This window comes from Pelotomaculum sp. PtaB.Bin117 (assembly GCF_002067195.1).
Taxonomy (GTDB): Bacteria; Bacillota; Desulfotomaculia; order Desulfotomaculales; family Pelotomaculaceae; genus Pelotomaculum_D; species Pelotomaculum_D terephthalicicum.
Window position 1 is genome coordinate 1 of the sequence record NZ_MVQM01000120.1, and the last position, 18,892, is coordinate 18,892.

Consider the following 18,892-nt stretch of genomic DNA (forward strand, 5'->3'; position numbering starts at 1 on the left):
TTTCAGGTTCAGAACAAAAAAATGATTTACAAGCAGCCATGTTGAATCAGATTATGCTGTCAGCCCAACAAGGAAAAGGCATTAACTGTGAATTTCCTGCTGAAACCACTGTCATAGATACCGTAAAGGAGAAATGGGGAGAGCCGGATAAGGCCGATTATGTTTCTGCCGCGAAAGGGACGTATGCCACTTATTTAAAGCACAGTGTGGTTTTTGGGTTTAACAAAGGCTCACAGATTTTCGATGTAAGGTCATACGATGACAGCATAAAACAAGTTGCAATGTCCAAAGTAAAAGATGTTCTGGGAACACCAGAAAACGCTCATAGCTTTGTTGATGAAGATATGCTGGTTTATAAAGCCGGAGAGAAATACCAGTTATTATTTATATTTCCTAAAGCCACTCAGCAAAATCCTGATCCTCAAATAAGTCATTATAACGTTTTTTATCCAGAGGGAACTGTTAATTTTATGGCTGATGACCCGGGGATAAAATATTGATAATAACCTACAAAGCGGCGCTGTATCAAATTCATGGAAGCTAGAGAAGTCATGCCGTTCCGGTATGCTTTCTCTCAAATTCAATCCGGCGTTTCAGATCCTCCATCAAAACCTTAAACTGCGCCAGATTTAGGGATTGAGCCCCATCGCTCCGGGCCTGGGCGGGATCGTTATGGGTTTCAATCATTAAGCCGTCGGCACCTACCGCTACCGCGGCCCGCGCCAGCGGCGCCACCAGTGCCCGAATGCCGGCAGCATGACTGGGGTCTACAATAACCGGAAGATGAGTTTTCTGCTTTAGGAGTGGAACGGCAGACAGGTCCAAGGTGTTGCGTGTGGAGGTTTCAAAAGTGCGTATCCCTCTCTCGCAAAGGATGACCTGGCTGTTTCCTTCGGACATGATGTATTCGGCACTCATCAGGAGCTCCTCCAGCGTATTGGCAAGGCCTCTTTTAAGAAGGACAGGCTTATTGTATCGCCCCACTTCCCTCAGCAAATCGAAGTTCTGCATATTTCTGGCGCCGACCTGGAGCACGTCAATGTCCTCGAACAAAGGCAGTTGTGTCTGATTCATTACCTCGGTAACAATAGGCAAGCCGGTTTCTCTCTTGGCCGCCAGCAGCAGCTGGAGTCCCTCCTTGCCCAGTCCCATAAAGGCATAAGGTGAAGTGCGCGGTTTAAAGGCTCCGCCCCTCAGCATGGTGGCGCCGCTGGCTTTTACTGACTTGGCCACCTCAATAATCTGTTCTTCGCTTTCCACCGAACAGGGCCCGGATATTACTTGAAACATTCCGTTACCGATGGGCACATTTCCGGCGTTAACCATCGTGTCCTCAGGATGGACTGTTCTGTTAACCGCTTTGTAGGGTTCCGTAACGCGCTTGCCATACTCTATAATGTCGTTCATCTGGACAACTGAGTCCAAATCGATTGTGGCAGTGTTGCCGATCAGACAGATTACCGTATGCTCGGTGCCGGTGCTTAAAAAAGTTTGAAAGCCCCAGGATTCAATTTTCTGTATAAACCGCTCGATCTCTTGTTGTGATACCCCCGGTTTTAATACAAATACCATTTGCCGTTAAATCTCCCTTCCTGAAACTGCCGCTTCCATCCGCTTTATCCCGGCACGGGCGGCTGCTGCAATGGTAGTATGCATCATTTAAGCCACTTCATTTGTTAGTTTGCAAAATTCATCAAGTTTGGCTACGGCTTTTCCGTTGTCGATCAGTTCCTGGGCTATCCTGACACAATCTCCCACAGTGCAGTTGTCAATACCTAGATAAAGTGCCATTGCCGCGTTGAGCACCACCACGTCCCGCTTGGCTCCCTTCTCTTTGCCGGTCAGGATGTCCCGGGTAATCCGGGTGTTGTCTTCAGGTGTGCCGCCGGCCAGATCCTGCAGTTGACAGCGGCTGAACCCAAACTCTTCAGGGGTGATATCGTAGCTAGTCAGTTCGCCATGGCGAATTTCGCAGACGTGGGTTTCCCCGGTGAGGGTCACCTCGTCCATGCCGTCACTGCCGCTGACCGCCAAGCCGCGGACTACGCCAAGGTTGGCAAGCACCTGTGCAAGCGGTTCCACCAGCGTGCGGTCGTACACACCCATCAGCTGCATGGTGGCTCCCGCCGGATTGGACAGCGGGCCCAATACGTTGAAGATGGTGCGCACTCCCATTTCCCTGCGTACCGGTGCCGCGTATTTCATGGAAGAATGATAGACCGGTGCGAACATAAAACAGATGTTGCTCTGCGCCAGTATTTTTTCATTCTGCTCGGGGGTCAGATTAAGGTTGATCCCAAGACACTCCAGCACATCAGCCGCGCCGCTTTTACTGGATACGCCGCGGTTGCCGTGTTTTGCCACGGGAATGCCGCCGGCCGCCACCACAAAGGCGGACGTGGTGGAAATGTTGAAGGTGCCAGTTTCGTCGCCGCCTGTTCCGACAATGTCGATGACATTGCGCACAGGTTTGATTTTCAGCCCCTTTTCACGCATGACGGTAGCGCAGGCGGTAATTTCTTCCACCGTTTCTCCCTTCATCCGCAGCGCCGCGAGCAAGGCGCCCATCTGCGCCTGAGTGGCTGTTCCTTCCATCATTTCCTTCATAACCACTTTGGCGGTTTCAAAATCAAGGTCTTTTCCATTAAGCGCTTCCTGTATTGCTTTTTGAATCATCTTTTTTCCTCCTTGAAAAAATAATATAAATAAGTGTGTTTAGGTATAAAAAAACCAGAGCCTAAGCAAGCCCTGGTCTATGCGCATCTAGCCAAGCTCCGCTAAAGCTAATCTATTAACTCATCTCATCTGTCTCAGCTAATATTTAATTATTAAATAAAATATAAGCCCTTCCCATACTTCTGTCAATAGTTTAAAACATTACACCAATGTATTTGTTGCCGGCGACGGCGTTTCCATTTATAGAAGTTAAGAATGGGCCTAATCAGCATATAGAAGCTGAAGGGTATTAAACATAAATGCTTAAAAGTATAAGACTTAAAAGTATAAGAAATATAAAGGAAAATGCAGCCAGGAATTATTCTGTGGCTGTATTTTCCTTTATATGCAGGCTGATAACAAGTTTTGGTATTTCAGATTGTTCGTATCACAGATTTTGAGACGGTTAAAGACAGACTTTGTAGAATGAATGTAAAACCTATTGTAATCAGAAAAGATTTGAGTTAGACTTACTTTACCAATAGTCAGTTGATTGTTTGGTTTTTTTGCTCGTATAAAAAATTTATGGAGGGCAATCAGTTGTACCCGCAAACTCATGTATATTTTGCCGAGACTGTACTGGGAAAGCAGGGGGATATTGTTACTTTAGGAAGTATATTGCCGGATATGCTTGTCGGGAAGGATTTTAGCCACTATGAGGCTCATAGCAAGGGTGTGGAAATATACAATTTTGCCGGCAAGGATGATTTAATACTGGATTTGGGGAAGGCTGTATCTACTCACGGGTTTGAGCCAAAGGGCTTGGACTATTACGGAGATGAGAAATATCTGGATTATGAAAAAGGATATTGCTTTGAAAAAGCAAGATCCTTTATTGCGCAGACAGTGGAAGCGTGCGATATCCCTGCGGAAATGGGATGGTGGAAAGCTCATAATATTATTGAAATGGGCGTGGAAACTATCATCAGTTCAACGGACTATTATAGCGAAAGAATTAAAACCGCGCTTTATAACAGAGGTCTAATCAATGACGTTGATGAAATACTTCAAGAACTCTGGGGAAAAAATAGCCTTAATTTTGCGCGACGGGTTGAAAAGTTTGCCGGGTTTGTTGAAATAGAAAGGGCTACCGCTGAATCGCTGGCTAAAAAATACTATATACAGATGCAGTATAGACATCATGTGGAGATTGATGTGAAAAAGGTCGCAAAGTTAATCAATGTCGCGGCGGAAAAAGTGATTTTAGACTTAAACGAATTTTTTAATACTACTTCCGGCATGGTAAAAAATAATATTAAAGCTTTACTTTAAAGCTTTTTTCTAAATTTTGGGTATGCGTATCGTGCTGATCATAGCCAGCGCCAGAATAAAACTGGCAGCCAATATTACCATATGGTTGGGTACAAGCAAAACCATTACAGCCAGTGCGGTTCCGCAAACAGTAATGGGAAGACCCTGGAAAAAGGAGGATGTGCACGTCACGTTATACCTGGCCAGCCTTAAACCCCCGCACAGCGTAAAAATACAAAAACATACCAATCCCGCCAAGCTCCAATTTCCCGCCATGGAGCTGTACATCAGGGCGGCCGGCGCTACTCCGAAAGAAACCAGATCAGCCAGAGAATCAAATTCTTTGCCAAACGCTGATACCGCGTTATACCGGCGAGCCAGCATTCCATCGAAACGATCCAGCAAAGCCGCCAAAATGATCAAGATAGTGCTCAGAGTGTAGTTATGGTTTAGAGTGTTGGCCAGGGCTACGACGCCTAACAGTAAATTGGCCGCGGTACATATATTTGGTGCCATTTCAATCCTGCTCACGTATTCACCCCTGTCTTATCTTTGAAGGATAAATGGGTTGTTCCAGTTTATAGAATCTCGTCGGGCAGTATCCCTATCACGGTTTCTCCTGCCTTGACGCGTTCACCTTTTTTAACGAGTATCTTTGTGCCGGGCGGGAGAAATAGTTCATTACCGGAACCAAATTTGATAATGCCGATGATATCCCCGGCAGATAAAACATTTCCTTCATTAACCCAGCATTTTATCCTGCGGGCGATAAATCCGGTTATTTGGCAAACCATTATTTTAAAGCCGTTGCTTTCAATGCCGATGAAATTTTTTTCATTGATTTCCGAGGCGTGGCTTTTGAAAGCCGGTATGAATTTTCCAGGACGATAATGCCTGTATTTGACTTCTCCTTTTAATGGCGAGCGGTTAATATGCACATTAAAAATAGACAAAAAGATTGCCACCCGGATAGTTTTGTCCATTATAAATTTATCTTCAAAGGTTTCTTCTATTTCAAGGATTATGCCGTCCGCCGGTGAAAGAATCAGGTTTTTATCCTCTGGTATGTTTCTTTTTGGATTGCGAAAGAAAAATAGCACAAAAACAAACAGTAATGCTGGAATAGGAGAAATTATTGGAATATCACGGTACAGGTACGCGAACGACGCGGTTAGGATCAATAGATAATGCCAAGCTAATCGAAGGCTGACAGCAGTTCTCGCGAATATATTCTCAGATTGATTCCTATTAGTCAATTCTTAAACGTTCTCCTTTACCATTTAAGTTAACCAGCTTGTTGAGCATACACTTAAATAATGATAACCTGTAAGGCCGTTCATTGCAAGAACTAAGGTTGTTCTACTCTTTGTATATATAAATTTTATTTAAGAAACAGGCTGTGATAGAATGGTAGAAAAAAGATATGGATAAGGTAAACCATGAATACAGCCCTCTACAACCGTTACTCTAATCATCTGATGAAAAAATACGGGGAAAAGGTATATAAACTCCCGGTTAACCTGCCGGGTACGTGCCCGAATAGGGACGGCAAGGTGGGAGAAGGCGGATGTGTTTTTTGCGATGAGCAGGGCTCCGGCTTTGATTGTCTGTCTAATACATTTTCAGTAAGACGTCAACTGGAAGAGAACAAGGCATATTTCAGCAAGCGTTTTCAAGCTAAAAAATTTATCGTGTATTTCCAGGCTTTTACCAATACTTATTTGCCTTTTAAGCGTTTCCGGGATAATGTTCTGGAAGCGATAACCGCCGATGACTTAGTAGCAATATCTATTTCAACCAGACCGGATTGCGTTAATGAGCATTACCTGGACTTTCTGCAGGAAGTAAGTATTGATAAAGGAATTGACGTGAACATTGAACTTGGCCTGCAAACGGTTAATTATCATACCTTGGCGCTGGTTAACCGGGGGCACACCCTGGCTGAATTCATTGATGCTGTTAACCGGATCAAAACCAGGAATTTTGCGGTCTGTGCCCACTTGATTCTTAATTTGCCCTGGGATAATCATCAGGACGCTGTAGAAAACGCCAAGGTCCTTTCCGCTCTGCGGGTGGAATATGCCAAACTGCATTCCCTCTATGTGGTGGGGGGTACTCCTCTCGGTGACATGTACCAAAAAGGCCGGCTTGAAATCATTTCTATGCAGGATTATATCCAAAGAGTAGCCTGTTTTTTAGAGCATCTTGATCCGGAAATAGTAATCCAGCGCCTGGTGGGCAAGGGGCCGAAAGATAACACGTTGTTCTGCAACTGGGGGGTCAGCTGGTGGCTGGTGAAAAAAAAGATCGAAGACTACATGGAAGAAAATAATATTTACCAGGGCAAGAAATTTGATTACTTGAACGGAAAGGCGCTGAAAGGTATGTTTTAGCCGCGCGAGTTTTTACCGCGTATTGTATAGATAGCGATATATTTGTTGATATAACAGTACTTTCCGCACATAAAAGCGTGTTTCCGGAAATGGTATTTGCTCAATTCTTTCCCCACCGCCTCTTAGCTCCTTCCGGTCAAGCCAATCCTCGACGTTGCCCCGCCCGCCGTTGTAAGCGGCCAGGATAAGTACGGTGTCGCCGTTGAATTCTTTCCCAAGATCTGCGATATACCATGCCCCGAGCTTAATACTGGTTTCCGGATCTAATAATTTTTCCATACTGATTGCCGGTTCACCCATCTGGTGAACTATCCACTGGCCGGTTTCGGGCATGATCTGCATTAAACCGCGGGCGCCTTTGTCCGAGACGGCCTGGTTGTTAAAATCGCTTTCTGTTTTCATTATCGCCGCTAGCAGAAAGGGGTCTACGTGGTATTTATCCGCGTAGAAATATGTGGTGTCCTGGTATGGGAATTGGTAGAAAATCCTGGCAATATAATCGAAATTGAATAAAATTAACAATACCAACAGGAGGAAATATATTCTGCGTTTGATCCTCCCGCTGTTAAACCTTTTGCGCAAGGCAGCGGTCAAAACTATCACTCCGCGAACAGAATTAACGCTTATACTTAAGTTATATTTGATCTGCTTCTTGATAATGTTCTTTTTTTGAATCGGCCAGGTGGCGATCGATTTGTCTTTTTGTCTCTTCCGGCGAACCGTTGTTATCAATGACCCGCCTGGCATATTTCAGCTTTTCTGCTTGGGGCATTTGAGCCGCTACGCGTTTTTTTGCTTCTTCATCGCTCAGACCGTCCCGCTCAATAAGCCGTTCAATCTGTTTCTGATCATCTACTTTCACCACCCATATCTCGTCCACACTTTTATGCAGCCCGGCTTCAATCAAAAGGGGAGCGTCAATGACCAGCAGTTTGTCACGGGAACCGGGAAGATTGTTGAGTTTGAGCTTTTCTTTTTCGATCGCCTCCACTATGCGTGGATGAGTGATCCCGTTTAACTTGACCCTGGCATCAGGGTCGGTAAATACAATTGACCCCATCTTTTTGCGATCGAGTGCGCCTTCACTGTTTAAGACGCGGGTACCAAAAACCCTGACAATTTCTTTAAGAGCGGGGGAACCGGGCTGAACAATTTCCCGCGCGACCTGATCAGCGTCAATTACCGTGGAGCCCAGGCTTTCGAGGTAACGGCTCACGGTGCTCTTGCCGCTTCCTATATTTCCGGTAAGTCCGATAATTAACAATATTGATTACCTCCCCCAAAATAATCTTCGTTAAACCGCGCACCTGCAAAACTAAATTTTCTGACAGGCCGGGCAAAAGTATGTACTGCGCCCGCCAATTTTTTTCCGCACTATGTTTTGGCCGCAGCAGCGGCAGGGTTTGCCTTCCCTGTGGTAAACTCTTAAGAGCTTTTGATAACCGCCGGGCCGTCCATTCCCGTCAATGAAATCCCGCACCGTTGTCCCCCTGTTTTCAATTCCCTCCTGAAGAACATCGCGAACGGCATGATAGAGGCGTGTTATTTCCCGCGGGGTGAGGGTGTTTGCCAGGCGTTCCGGATTTATTTCAGCCCGGTGCAGCACCTCGTCGGTATAGATGTTGCCCAGACCCGCTATAAAGGTTTGATCGAGCAGCAGCGATTTGATGCGAACATGTCGCCTTTTTAACTCTTTCTTTAAATAGCTCAGAGTAAAAACCGCTTCCAAAGGTTCTATTCCCAAGTTTTTGTACCCGGTGAGGTCGTTCATGGAGGAGGCCGGAAGCAGCCAGATCCGGCCAAATTGCCGCATATCGGCATAGCGCAGGTGAAAGCCGTTATTGAGAACCAGGATTATGTGGGTATACTTGGACAGGGACTCGTTTTGCTGACAATACACCAGGCTGCCGGTCATACGCAAGTGAAACACTAAATTAAGCCCGTCACTTAAGATAAACAGCAAATATTTACCGCGCCTGTTTATCTTTAATATTTTTTTGCCGGTAATCTTTTCCTTGAATTCATCAATGTCTGGTGTGCGGATAATTTTAGGAAGCATTATCTGCGCGTCGATAAACTTCAACCCGGTCAACTTGGGCTGCAGTGTCCGCATAATTGTTTCTACTTCAGGCAATTCCGGCATTTTTTCATCCCTTCAAATGTTGATTTTTATACTGCCCAGAAGTCAGGGGCTACTTTACGTCATACCAGTTTGGCCCGACTTTTATCACAACGTCCAGCGGCACGTCCAACACAAAAGCGTTTTCCATGCATCGTTTAACTAACTGCTTTAGTTGCGCGACTTCTTCACGCGGCGTATCAAAAATCAACTCATCGTGCACCTGTAGGATCATTCTTGCTTTTAATCCGTGCTCGGTGATTTCCCTATTTATGTTGATCATGGCGAGCTTAATGATATCCGCCGCGCTGCCTTGTATCGGCGTGTTTACCGCGGTGCGCTCACCGGCATGGCGTATATTCCGGTTGGAACTGAACAGGTCTGGAAGGTAGCGCCGTCTATTTAAAAGTGTGGTTACAAACCCGGTTTCACGCGCTTCTTTGATCACCCGGTCAATATAGCACTTCACTCCGGCATAACGGGAAAAATAGTTTTCGATGTATTGTCTCGCTTCCTGGCGTCCTACTTTAATATCTCTGGCCAGCCCGAAGTCGCTTAAGCCGTAGACAATCCCAAAATTTACCGCCTTAGCTCTTCTGCGGGTTTCACGTGTTACTTCTTCAGGGGGGATTAAGAAGATTTCCGCCGCCGTGCGTGTATGTATATCTTCCCCTTTTTTAAACGCTTCAATCAATACCGGGTCGCCGCTTATATGAGCAAGTATGCGCAGCTCGATCTGGGAGTAGTCCGCCGTGAGCAATAGATTCTCCCCCCGGCAGGGAATGAATACCTTGCGGATTAATCTGCCTTGCTCAAGGCGTATCGGTATGTTTTGGAGATTTGGATCCGAACTCGACAGCCTCCCGGTGGCGGTCACCGTTTGGTGAAAAGAGGTATGCAACCGCCCGGTATCGGGATTAATCAAGGCGGCGAGGCCGTCGGTATAAGTGGATTTGAGTTTCATCAACTGGCGGTACTCCAGCACTTTCGCAACCAAACTGTGGGCGGCCGCCAGTTCTTCCAACACTCCCGCGTCAGTAGAATACCCGGTCTTTGTTTTCTTAATTACCGGTAGTTTTAAATCATCAAACAATATTTTGCCGAGTTGCTTGGAAGAATTAATATTAAACTTGCATCCAGCCAGGTTATAAATTTCACCGGCCAGCTCTTCTATCAGTTCCCCCAGAGTCTTGGACATGGACTCAAGCTGGATTTTGTCGACGGCCACACCGTTGATTTCCATCTCTCCGAGTACCTGGGCCAGCGGTAATTCCACGTCATAAAAAAGTCTGTCTTGTTCCTGCAGCTTCAGCTTGTCGTTTAAAATTCCGGCTAAACGGTTGACGCAATCAGCCCGGGCAGGCAGCGCTTCATCACCCCCGGGGAGGATCACGTTAAGATACTCTAATGAAACGTTCTCAAGTTCCCGGTTGGGGATGGCGGGGTTGAGCAAATAGGAGGCGATCATGGTGTCGAAGGCTAGGTTTCTTAATTTGAAATTGTGACAATGCAGGATCTTGATGATGTCTTTTCCGTTGTGGCAGTATTTCTTTATCGTTGAATCTTCACAGACGGTTTTAAGCGTCTCGAACGCTTTTTCCGGGGCAACGGCTGCTCCGGACATATTCAGGAAATAAGCTGTGTCCCCTGCAATTGCAAAGCCGGCCGCGGCGACACCGGAGTTAGGGTTGCCGGCAAGGGCCATTGACACTTGTCCGGCCATTCTGACTTTTTTTAAAAAAGTGCTAAGTGTGGACGGGTTGTCCAGACTCCGGCATGCGACGGAATAGGTTTCCAGGTTTGATTTCGGCAGCACTTGAGCGGCGTTTTGCCGCGAACGGTTTCTGCCTCTCAGTTCATTGTCACCCTTGCCATCATTGTCTGCAAAGTAAATTGATTTAATCAATTTATTAAATTCAAGTTTTTTCAATAATTCCAGGAGTTCTTTATAATCAGGTCCCACCCAGCGGCATTGCTCCAGGTTGACTTCAACCGGCACATCACGGCGGATAGTAACAAGCTGTTTGGAAAATTCCGCTTGTTGGCCGGATTCTTTGAATAGCTGCCCGGTGCGGCCGGTGAGTTCGTCAGCGTGGGCAATTATTTCCGCTAAACTGCCATACTCCCTTAGAAGCCTGACTGCGGTTTTTTCTCCAATGCCCGTGATACCGGGCACGTTATCTGAAGGATCGCCGGTCATTCCTTTTAGGTCCACGAGTTGTCGCGGGGTAATTCCGTATTTGTCCCAGAATTTCCCTTCATCATACTCATCAATCTCGCTGATACCTTTTTTTGTCAGCATAACCCTGGTTGTTGGTGAGATGAGCTGCAGGATATCACGGTCCCCTGTTATGATTAGAGTGTTTAAACCGGTGAGTTCAGCCTTTGCCGATAATGTTCCAATCAGGTCGTCGGCTTCATAGCCCTCGCTTTCAAAAATATTAATGCGCATGGCGTGAAGCACTTCTTTCACAACCGAAAACTGGCGCTGTAAATCGCCCGGCGTGGGGCTGCGATGCGCCTTGTACTGGTTGTAATCATTGTGGCGGAAGGTTTTCTTGCCAATATCGAAAGCCACGGCAATTCTCCCCGGCCTTTCTTTGGCCAGGAGCTTTAACAGCATGCTGGTAAAGCCGTAAACGGCGTTGGTTGGCAGCCCCGCGCTTGTGGACAGCGGCGGTATTGCGTGAAAAGCCCGGTGTACCAGGCTGTTGCCGTCAATAAGCATAATGGTTTCTTGAGACATGCGCGTCGACACCTGCCTTGGATGTACTCACTTAGTATTTCACCGCGTGAGCGCAAAATACCTGCTCCGATATATACAGTTTAACAAACTAAGTAAAAAACAAGTGTCCTGAATAAATGCCAGGGGCAGGTTGATCTGACTAAAAATTTGCAGGACTTTAGTCAGCAAGGGCGAATTAAACCCATAATAAAAAATCGAGGTGATCGTATTTGCGTAAGCTTTCCTTTTTATTTGCTTTTGTTTTATTTTTTATGTGTTGTCTTGCCGGGCCGGTCCTCGCGTATGATAACCCTGCCGTTGGGATGGAAACTTTTGAAGAAATACTTGACAATATCGAGCGCCTGCACGTTAGCAGCCCCAATTCGGATACTCTTGTCCAAGGGGCGATAGATGGGCTGATTAATTCCCTGAATGATCCTTATACTGAATACTTGCCCCCGGAGATGCTGAAGGAATTTAAGAGTTCATTTGACAGCGAATTCGTTGGTGTGGGTATTCAATTACAACCAGGTGAGCATTTTCCCGAGGTGATGGGGGTGATTGAAAACGCTCCCGCGGAGAAAGCCGGGATTAAGCTTAATGATCAGATCGTCAAAGTGGACGGAATTGATGTTTTTGACGAGCCGTTAGAAACGGTTGTGCAAAAAATTCGCGGACCGGCGGGGACAAAGGTCAAATTAACTATCAGAAGGAATGGCGCCGAAGATTTTGAACTGGAGCTTGTCCGCGCTAATATTAACACGCCGACGGTAATCTCTCAGGTTTTTGATGACGGCACCGGTTATATAAGTCTAAACAAATTTGGGGCAAATACCGCGAGCGAGTTTAATAAAGCGCTGACAAAACTGAAGCAGCAAGGCGTGACTGCTCTGATAATGGACCTCAGGGATAACCCGGGCGGCATGCTTGACCAAGCTGTGCGGATTGCCAGTAATTTTGTTGAGTCAGGCCAGTTGATCACAAGCACCATTGACAAAAACGGGGAACGCCAAGAATATCGTACCGAAGGCGAGGCAATCGGCCTGGGAATGCCTACGGTGATTTTAGTCGACCATAATAGTGCCAGTGCCTCGGAGATATTGGCGGGCGCTCTTCAGGACTACCATGTGGCCACCTTGATCGGTAGTGCGACTTACGGAAAAGGCACCGTTCAGACAGTTGTCCCGCTTAGTTCAGGAGGAGCCTTGAAAGTAACCATCGCTAAATATCACACCCCCAGCGACAAGGTTGTCAATGGAATCGGTTTAAGCCCGGATTATCAGGTGCTCACCCCCGGACTGCAGCTGGTTGCGGCGCGGAGATTGTTAAAACCGTCTGAAAAGAATGTGGTAGACTTTGATACCGAAAAATCAGAAGTGCTAGTCAACGGGATACCTGTGCAAATCAGACAAACGTTTTGGCAAAAAAATGGCATTATTTACCTTCCGCTGCGGTTTGTTTTTGAGGCGTTAGGATATAAAGTTGACTGGCAAACTTCTAACAATAGTGTTAGAATAACTGGGTACGGCTCTAATGTGCTCTTCGGTACGCAGGATGGGCAGGTCGTTGTCAACGGAAAGGTGACAACAGGTTTGGAGCCGCTGAAAATTGAAGAGGGAGAGACATTTATTCCTCTTTCCGATCTAAATATTTTCGGTATTAATTGCGAAACGGCGAAAAATAAACTTTCGATTGAAAAAATAACCGCTTCCAAGAATTAAATATAATAGCTCTGGTCAAAAATAATTGCTACACCGGCATAATTTATGAAGGGGGTGTTATAAAGTGCCCGGAAATAAAAAATCATGTCCGTGCGGCAGTGGAAAGCCCTATGAAAAATGCTGCGGTGAAAGCAAAGCCTGTTGTTCGCTCGACCAGATCAGATGGCGGCGGGCAGGCCAGGAATTGCGCCGCAAATTGGGTGAATTTGCCGATCAACCTTCTTTCGCCTGGGACGCGGCCCGTGCCCAGGATATGTATCTGGGTTGTATGGATCAAAGATTGATGCTGCATGACGATGATTTTACGATGGAACGTTGTTTTGAGTGGTTTATCTTTGATTTTTATATTTCAAGGGGAGCGACAATTATAGAAAAATTCCAGGAAGAGTACTCGCATCCTTTGAGCGATTATGAAAATATTTTGTTGAAAGAATGGGCCCGTTCACGTATTTCCCTGTATGAGGTTCATGTGGTGTTGCCCGGCAAAGGGCTTGTAATAAAAGATCTCTTAAGCCGCAAGAAGTTAGTGGTTCATGATATTAACGCGGCGACTGAGATTAAATCCGGTAATATCTTATTGATGAGGGTTCTCAAAGTTGGTGAAGAATACGAGTTTTCCACAAGCGGCCTGGCATTGCCTGATTGGTGCAAGGAACCGCTGTTAAAGCGGCTTTATCAAGACCACGAGGATTACTGTAACAATAAGATGAAAGGGGGCAGAGGTTGGAACGCCTACTTAAAAGAACGCTCCCATAAAATAAATGCTTGGGTCATGGAATTGGGAACTGATAATACCTGGATTAACAGCGATACTGCCGGCATGAAGAGGAATCAATTTAGAATAACGTTTACTTTGAAGGACTGGCGGGTACTGTTAAAGTATATTAAATGCTCCGATGAATTTATTATTACTCAAGAATTAAAAGACCGGACAGGGGTATCCGAACACGTGTCAGCCGCCTGGCTTGGTGAATCCCGCCGGTTCAACGGGCTGCGCCGGGTATTAGGAAATATAATTTTAACACCGCGGTCCATTGTGCTCACAACTGGCTCGCCCAAGATATTATCTGCGGGAAAGAAACTCTTTTTATCCAGTTTTAAGGAAATTATCATGGAGGACGCTGGTGAGATTCATTCTCAGGCGGATTTAACGACGGAAGCCGTCGCGGAAACTTTTCCCTGGCCTGAACCTGGTTACGCTGTTGTGGCGGTATGTGTCAAGGAAGGGCTGGAAGCGCGCGGATATGATGTTAAGCAGCAGAGAGGAGCTGTGAAACTTTGGTTTGATTATTGCTCAAAAGAACAACCCTCTATTCGGAAAACAGCCGTTTGGGCGGCAGTGGTGATATATGCTTTTACCAGGTTGGAAAAGGAAGAGGAATTAAAGCAGCAAGATTTGGCGGGCCAATATGGCGTCGCTTCTTCTACGATCTCGCTAAAATACAGACGTCTATGCCAGTCATTAGAGCTGGTGGCTTATGACAAGCGTTATTCTACAAAAAAACTGCCTTTGAAAGGAATCAGGGGGCATAACCGCCTTATATAATACGGATAAACTTATTCCTGAGGAGGGAGCACTCCTGACTGGGTTGATTGAAGAAGTTTTAACAGCCATTACAAATGCAATATCAGCCATGGGATACTGGGCAATCGCTATTGGAATGGCTATCGAAAGCGCCAATATTCCCCTGCCTAGTGAAGTGATTCTGCCTTTTGGCGGATATCTCGTCTCGACGGGGAGGCTGGATTTCTTTGTGACGGTAATGGCGGGGACGATCGGAGGCATGGTGGGTTCGGCTTTTTCATATTATCTCGGCATGCGGGGCGGAAGGCCATTCCTGTCCAAGTACGGGCGTTTTTTTGGTTTCTCCATGAAGCACCTGGCGGTGGCTGAAAAATGGTTTGAACAATACGGTGAGGCGACAGTTTTTTTTACCCGCCTGATGCCTATTGTGAGAACCTTTATTTCACTGCCGGCCGGAATTGCCAAGATGAATTTCAACAAGTTTCTGATATATTCTTTTTTGGGTTCGCTCCCGTGGAGCCTGCTGCTTGTTTATATCGGGTTAAAACTCGGTCAAAACTGGAAAGCGATTGAGTATTGGTTCCACCGCCTGGATGTTGTTGTGGTTCTTGGCATATTGGCGATAATTTTTTACTTTTGGCGCAAAAAACGGTGATAGAAGTGTGCGATAAAATATTATCTTTTATTAAAGACGTGGATTTGGAATACTTTAACCTGGTTAACCATACCCTCCACAACTCCGTTTTAGATAAATTGATGCCTTTTCTCAGCAACGCGGGTGAAGTAGGGTTGATCTGGATCATATTCAGCCTGCTCTTGTTTGCTGCAGGGAGACCGGCGACAAGAAAAGCGGCTTTTTTGATGCTGGTTGCGGTGATTGCCAGCTACCTAACGGGTGAGTGTTTTAAACACCTTTTTCAGAGGCCCAGACCTTTTGTAACTTTACCGGGTGTGGAACTGCTGGTGAGTCCGCTCCACTCCTATTCGTTTCCGTCGGAGCATACGGCTAACGCGTTTGCGGCTTGGCTTGTGCTAAAGCGAAAATTACCAGGCTTGGCCTGGTTTTTCATCTTGCTGGCCTTCGCCATGGCTTTTTCCAGAGTTTATGTCGGTGTTCATTATCCGCTTGATGTCCTGGCCGGTTCTTTGCTGGGGTTGGCTTGCGGCGCCATAGTCTTGAAATACGAAAAACAAGTACTTTTAAAAAATAGAGGCTGGCGGCAGGAAAACTGGCGTAAATATTAATTCTTGCTGAATTCTATTGTCATAAAAGACATAGAATATTTACATATACTTTAATTATAGGGGGAGTCGGCCATTGTCTTCCCGGAAACTGGCAAGAATAACCAACATCTGGTCAAAGGTAGTGGAAAGCGAGAGCGGCGGCCTGTCGACCAAAGTTGTGATAGAAGCCACCGATATATTCAAGCATGTCGTCAGTAGGGTGGGAAATGATCTGCTCTTGCAATCTACCGGTGTCGCGGCTAATATGCCGGAGGGCTCAATTGAAGTTAATGACGGTTTGGTCAGGGAGATAGTATTAGAGCAAACAGGCGCGGGTGAAGCGGTGGTGCGAATAATTGCCGAACATCCTTATGAATATAGTATAGTGGAGACTATGGGCATCCCGGCGAGAACCACAGTTGTTCTGGGCCGCGCTTTTTTGACAGATCTGATGAAGAATAAAAGGATTGTTATCGACCCCGGGCACGGGGGAAAGGATTGGGGAGGAAAAGGTCCGGTTAACCTGGTGGAAAAAAATGTTGTGGTATTAATCGCACGAATATTAGCTGATTTATTTAACAAGGTTGAAGCCGAGGTTGTTCTGACCAGGGCGGGTGATGAAGACATACCGGTTAAAAAACGGTATGGGCTGGCGTTGAAGGAAAAGGCTGATCTATTTATAGGCATTCACACCTACTCCACTAAGAACAGTAAAGTAAGCGGCGCCTCAGTGCGCTACAAATCATCGTGCGGCAACAGCCGCGCCATAGCCGGCATGATTAATAAAGAATTGATAAAAAAGTTGAAAGTAAAAAACAGAGGTCTCAAAGAATATCCGGAATTGGTCATCCCCGGCAATATTCCCGGTGTGGAAGTGGAAGTAGTGACGATAACCAATTGGGTTGAAGAAGGACTTTTACGCAGTCCCACCATCCATAAAAAAGCGGCGGAAGGCATTTTTATCGGGGTAAAAAATTATTTTGCCGCTGACGGCCCGCTGAATGAGGTGGTATTGTGATTTTAGGCAGGATTCCAATCAGAACACATGTAATCACCGAAAAAGATGATATGGTTGATATTGTACGCAGATATACGGGTAAAGTCGCTGAACACGGCGATATAATAGCCATGGCGGAAAGCGTGGTAGCGATCTCACAGGGCAGGGCTATTTTGCCGGATACCGTCAAGCCCGGTCTATTGGCAAAGTTCTTGTGTCTTTTTCCCGGGAAAGACGGGAGTCTTGCCACGCCTCAGGCAATGCAGCTGGCGATCCGGGAAGTTGGCAGAACCCGGATCGTGTTAGGCGCCTTAGCAGCGGCTATTGGCAGAATTATCCACCGGAGAGGAGATTTTTACCGGGTAGCCGGCCGTCAGTTAGCGCAGATCGATGATGTGGCCGGGACGATGTGGCCATTCGAGAAGCACATTATTCTCGGGCCTAAAAACCCGCACGATCTGGTAAATAGGATCAAGGATGCCACAGGTACGGAAGCTGTCATTACTGACGTGAATGACATAAGAAAAGTCGATATTCTAGCCGCCTCGGAGGGAGTTGACCGGGATAGCCTGATTAAAGACCTGGAAGACAATCCTTTTGGTAATGATGACCAACAAACGCCGATCATTGTTTTTAAAATGGCTAAGAGCAATCCATAAAAATAGACTTAAGCGCCGGCCCGTTGTTTTGACGGGCTTTTTTTGATCGTTGAATCTTTGTTTGAATAACGGCAAAAATTTTTGAAATAATAGTTTTAAAACCGCACCGGCGGTTTTTTGTTGGCAGGAAACTTACGAGGGGGTGAAATATGGCGACGCGCTTGCACCGCAAAGTTTTTGTTGTTATAGCTGCGATTATATTGACAATTTTACCTGGCGCGGCATATGCGGATTTTCCCAGGGTCACCGCGGCTGCCGCCGTGCTGCTTGATGTTGAGACCGGGCAGATTTATTTCGCCAAAAATCATATGGTAAGGCGCGAACCGGCCAGCCTCACGAAGATTATGACGGCAGTGATAGCTTTAGAAAACAGTGATTTAAACGATGTCGTTACAGTTAGGGGAATGGCTGCCGCTGTCTCAGAGGGTTCTATCATTGAACTCAGAAAGGGCGAAAAAATTACTCTTGGAGAATTGTTGAAAGCGGCGCTTGTTTGTTCGGCCAATGACTCCACCGTGGCCATAGCTGAGCATGTGGGCGGCAGTCATGACCGTTTTATTGCAATGATGAACAAGAAGGCGGGGGTATTAGGGCTGTTTGGAACCAGATTTGCCAATACAAATGGCTACCACGATCCAAATCACTATACAACTGCTTACGACCTGGCGGTACTAACGAGGTACGCTTTAGGCAACCCGAAGTTTAATGAATTGGTTCAAACCAGGGAAACAACAGTTAGGTGGGTTGAACCAGCTCAAAGGGAAGAAAAAATTGCTAATACCAACCGCTTGCTTACCGGTGGATACGAAGGGGTGGACGGAGTGAAGACCGGCACCACATCAATGGCCGGCAACTGCCTGATCGCATCTTCCACTAGAGACGGCCGCCGCTTGATAGCTGTCGCGCTGCATAGTGACAACCGCTATCAGGATTGTGCCAAGATGTTCGATTATGGTTTCACCGTAATTAGGCCGTTATCGATCATAACTTCAGGACAAGTTGTAGCGAATCCCGCTGTCGAAGGCGGTGTCACTCCGGCAGTTGAAGCGGTAGCTGGAGAAGAACTGCAAGTCCGCATGGACCCGGATGAGCTTTCTAAACTGGAAAAACGGCTGAATATTAATGAGCCGTTGGCCGCGCCGATAAAAAAGGGCCAGAAGTTAGGCGAAGTAGTCTATACTTATAGAAGCCAGGAACTAGGTCGCGTAAATCTAGTGGCGGGCGCCGATGTCTTCAGAAAAGGATGGCACAGGCAGGTTTGGGACAAGCTCTTTATTAATCATTAAAAATATGCGGAAAATAGCTATGGTATTCTATCTTGCATAACAGCTTGACATTTTCATAGCTATCTGTCAAAATGATTACTAATGGGCGGGTAGTTCAGTGGGAGAACGTCTGCTTGACACGCAGAAGGTCGTAAGTTCAATTCTTATCCCGCCCACCAACTTTCATAACTGAATAACGGTATGCCGTGGCAAGTGACAATCCGGAGGGGTTCCCGAGTGGCTAAAGGGAGCAGACTGTAAATCTGCCGTCGACGACTTCGCTGGTTCGAATCCAGCC

18 protein-coding genes and 2 tRNA genes are annotated in these 18,892 nt (G+C 46.4%); 12 read left to right on the forward strand and 8 right to left on the reverse strand.

The genetic code is table 11. The features are described from left to right. Positions 1–500: YjgB family protein (locus A4E54_RS08255; protein WP_286725550.1), on the forward strand; the 500-nt coding region annotated here is incomplete at its 5' end. Between the two features lie 49 nt (positions 501–549). On the opposite strand, the gene aroF is transcribed toward A4E54_RS08255, so the two are convergent. Further along, the gene (gene aroF / locus A4E54_RS08260) at positions 550–1,572 is read right to left on the reverse strand and encodes a 3-deoxy-7-phosphoheptulonate synthase (protein ID WP_286725552.1); all 1,023 of its coding nucleotides are present in this window, start codon (positions 1,570–1,572) and stop codon (positions 550–552) included. Between the two features lie 87 nt (positions 1,573–1,659). Then, entirely contained in the window at positions 1,660–2,676 is a 1,017-nt protein-coding gene (gene trpD, locus A4E54_RS08265; protein WP_286725555.1) for an anthranilate phosphoribosyltransferase, read from the reverse strand. A 579-nt stretch (positions 2,677–3,255) separates the two neighbouring features. On the opposite strand from trpD, the gene A4E54_RS08270 reads away from it, so the two are divergent. Beyond that, entirely contained in the window at positions 3,256–3,987 is a 732-nt protein-coding gene (locus tag A4E54_RS08270) for a hypothetical protein (protein WP_240084620.1), read from the forward strand. A 9-nt stretch (positions 3,988–3,996) separates the two neighbouring features. Here A4E54_RS08270 and pssA read toward each other — a convergent pair whose 3' ends face one another. Both pssA and A4E54_RS08280 read right to left on the reverse strand, forming a co-directional pair. Further along, positions 3,997–4,482: a CDP-diacylglycerol--serine O-phosphatidyltransferase gene (gene pssA, locus A4E54_RS08275; RefSeq protein ID WP_240084619.1), complete on the reverse strand. Its 486-nt coding sequence runs from the start codon at positions 4,480–4,482 to the stop codon at positions 3,997–3,999. A gap of 62 nt (positions 4,483–4,544) precedes the next feature. After that, a complete protein-coding gene (locus A4E54_RS08280; RefSeq protein ID WP_282442384.1) occupies positions 4,545–5,222 on the reverse strand; it encodes a phosphatidylserine decarboxylase family protein in 678 nt (225 codons plus the stop codon). Positions 5,223–5,405: 183 nt separating this feature from the next. Here A4E54_RS08280 and mnmL point away from each other — a divergent pair, with 183 nt between their 5' ends. Beyond that, the gene (gene mnmL / locus A4E54_RS08285; protein WP_240084617.1) at positions 5,406–6,359 is read left to right on the forward strand and encodes a tRNA modification radical SAM protein MnmL/YtqA; all 954 of its coding nucleotides are present in this window, start codon (positions 5,406–5,408) and stop codon (positions 6,357–6,359) included. A 12-nt stretch (positions 6,360–6,371) separates the two neighbouring features. On the opposite strand, the gene A4E54_RS08290 is transcribed toward mnmL, so the two are convergent. The 4 genes from A4E54_RS08290 to polA are packed head-to-tail and all read right to left on the reverse strand — an operon-like array spanning position 6,372 to position 11,224. Continuing rightward, positions 6,372–6,953 (reverse strand): lytic transglycosylase domain-containing protein, encoded by a 582-nt coding sequence (locus tag A4E54_RS08290; RefSeq protein WP_502687932.1) that lies wholly within the window; start codon positions 6,951–6,953, stop codon positions 6,372–6,374. A 40-nt stretch (positions 6,954–6,993) separates the two neighbouring features. Continuing rightward, positions 6,994–7,623: a dephospho-CoA kinase gene (gene coaE / locus A4E54_RS08295; protein WP_240084616.1), complete on the reverse strand. Its 630-nt coding sequence runs from the start codon at positions 7,621–7,623 to the stop codon at positions 6,994–6,996. Positions 7,624–7,674: 51 nt separating this feature from the next. Continuing rightward, on the reverse strand, positions 7,675–8,502 hold the full coding sequence (gene mutM / locus A4E54_RS08300) for a DNA-formamidopyrimidine glycosylase (protein WP_240084615.1): 828 nt from the start codon (positions 8,500–8,502) through the stop codon (positions 7,675–7,677). 49 nt (positions 8,503–8,551) lie between these two features. Beyond that, entirely contained in the window at positions 8,552–11,224 is a 2,673-nt protein-coding gene (polA, locus tag A4E54_RS08305; RefSeq protein ID WP_240084614.1) for a DNA polymerase I, read from the reverse strand. 209 nt (positions 11,225–11,433) lie between these two features. On the opposite strand from polA, the gene A4E54_RS08310 reads away from it, so the two are divergent. From A4E54_RS08310 to A4E54_RS08350, 9 genes are all read left to right on the forward strand, one after another. Then, positions 11,434–12,924, forward strand: coding sequence for a S41 family peptidase (locus A4E54_RS08310; RefSeq protein ID WP_286725562.1), 1,491 nt, complete (start codon positions 11,434–11,436; stop codon positions 12,922–12,924). A gap of 64 nt (positions 12,925–12,988) precedes the next feature. Further along, entirely contained in the window at positions 12,989–14,470 is a 1,482-nt protein-coding gene (locus tag A4E54_RS08315) for a DUF7986 domain-containing protein (protein WP_240084612.1), read from the forward strand. Between the two features lie 88 nt (positions 14,471–14,558). Further along, entirely contained in the window at positions 14,559–15,104 is a 546-nt protein-coding gene (locus A4E54_RS08320; protein ID WP_240084624.1) for a DedA family protein, read from the forward strand. Then, entirely contained in the window at positions 15,086–15,694 is a 609-nt protein-coding gene (locus A4E54_RS08325; protein WP_282442383.1) for a phosphatase PAP2 family protein, read from the forward strand. Before A4E54_RS08320 ends, A4E54_RS08325 begins: the two co-directional genes overlap by 19 nt. Positions 15,695–15,767: 73 nt before the next feature. Then, entirely contained in the window at positions 15,768–16,691 is a 924-nt protein-coding gene (locus A4E54_RS08330) for an N-acetylmuramoyl-L-alanine amidase family protein (RefSeq protein ID WP_240084611.1), read from the forward strand. After that, complete coding sequence (locus A4E54_RS08335; RefSeq protein WP_240084610.1) at positions 16,688–17,329, forward strand: coenzyme F420-0:L-glutamate ligase; 642 nt, start codon at positions 16,688–16,690, stop codon at positions 17,327–17,329. The genes A4E54_RS08330 and A4E54_RS08335 overlap by 4 nt, the downstream gene beginning before the upstream one ends. Before the next feature lie 149 nt (positions 17,330–17,478). Beyond that, positions 17,479–18,615, forward strand: a complete 1,137-nt coding sequence (locus A4E54_RS08340) for a D-alanyl-D-alanine carboxypeptidase family protein (RefSeq protein ID WP_240084609.1) — start codon at positions 17,479–17,481, stop codon at positions 18,613–18,615. 83 nt (positions 18,616–18,698) lie between these two features. Then, positions 18,699–18,773, forward strand: a tRNA-Val gene (locus tag A4E54_RS08345). A gap of 52 nt (positions 18,774–18,825) precedes the next feature. After that, positions 18,826–18,892: transfer RNA gene (locus tag A4E54_RS08350), tRNA-Tyr, on the forward strand.

What these genes read in the sequence shown, in the direction of transcription:
- aroF (WP_286725552.1), bottom strand. Translation starts at nt 1,572, where the DNA reads ATGGTATTTGTATTAAAACCGGGGGTATCACAACAAGAGATCGAGCGG.
- trpD (WP_286725555.1), bottom strand. Translation starts at nt 2,676, where the DNA reads ATGATTCAAAAAGCAATACAGGAAGCGCTTAATGGAAAAGACCTTGAT.
- pssA (WP_240084619.1), bottom strand. Translation starts at nt 4,482, where the DNA reads ATGGCACCAAATATATGTACCGCGGCCAATTTACTGTTAGGCGTCGTA.
- mnmL (WP_240084617.1), top strand. Translation starts at nt 5,406, where the DNA reads ATGAATACAGCCCTCTACAACCGTTACTCTAATCATCTGATGAAAAAA.
- mutM (WP_240084615.1), bottom strand. Translation starts at nt 8,502, where the DNA reads ATGCCGGAATTGCCTGAAGTAGAAACAATTATGCGGACACTGCAGCCC.
- polA (WP_240084614.1), bottom strand. Translation starts at nt 11,224, where the DNA reads ATGTCTCAAGAAACCATTATGCTTATTGACGGCAACAGCCTGGTACAC.
- A4E54_RS08320 (WP_240084624.1), top strand. Translation starts at nt 14,559, where the DNA reads ATGGGATACTGGGCAATCGCTATTGGAATGGCTATCGAAAGCGCCAAT.
- A4E54_RS08340 (WP_240084609.1), top strand. Translation starts at nt 17,479, where the DNA reads ATGGCGACGCGCTTGCACCGCAAAGTTTTTGTTGTTATAGCTGCGATT.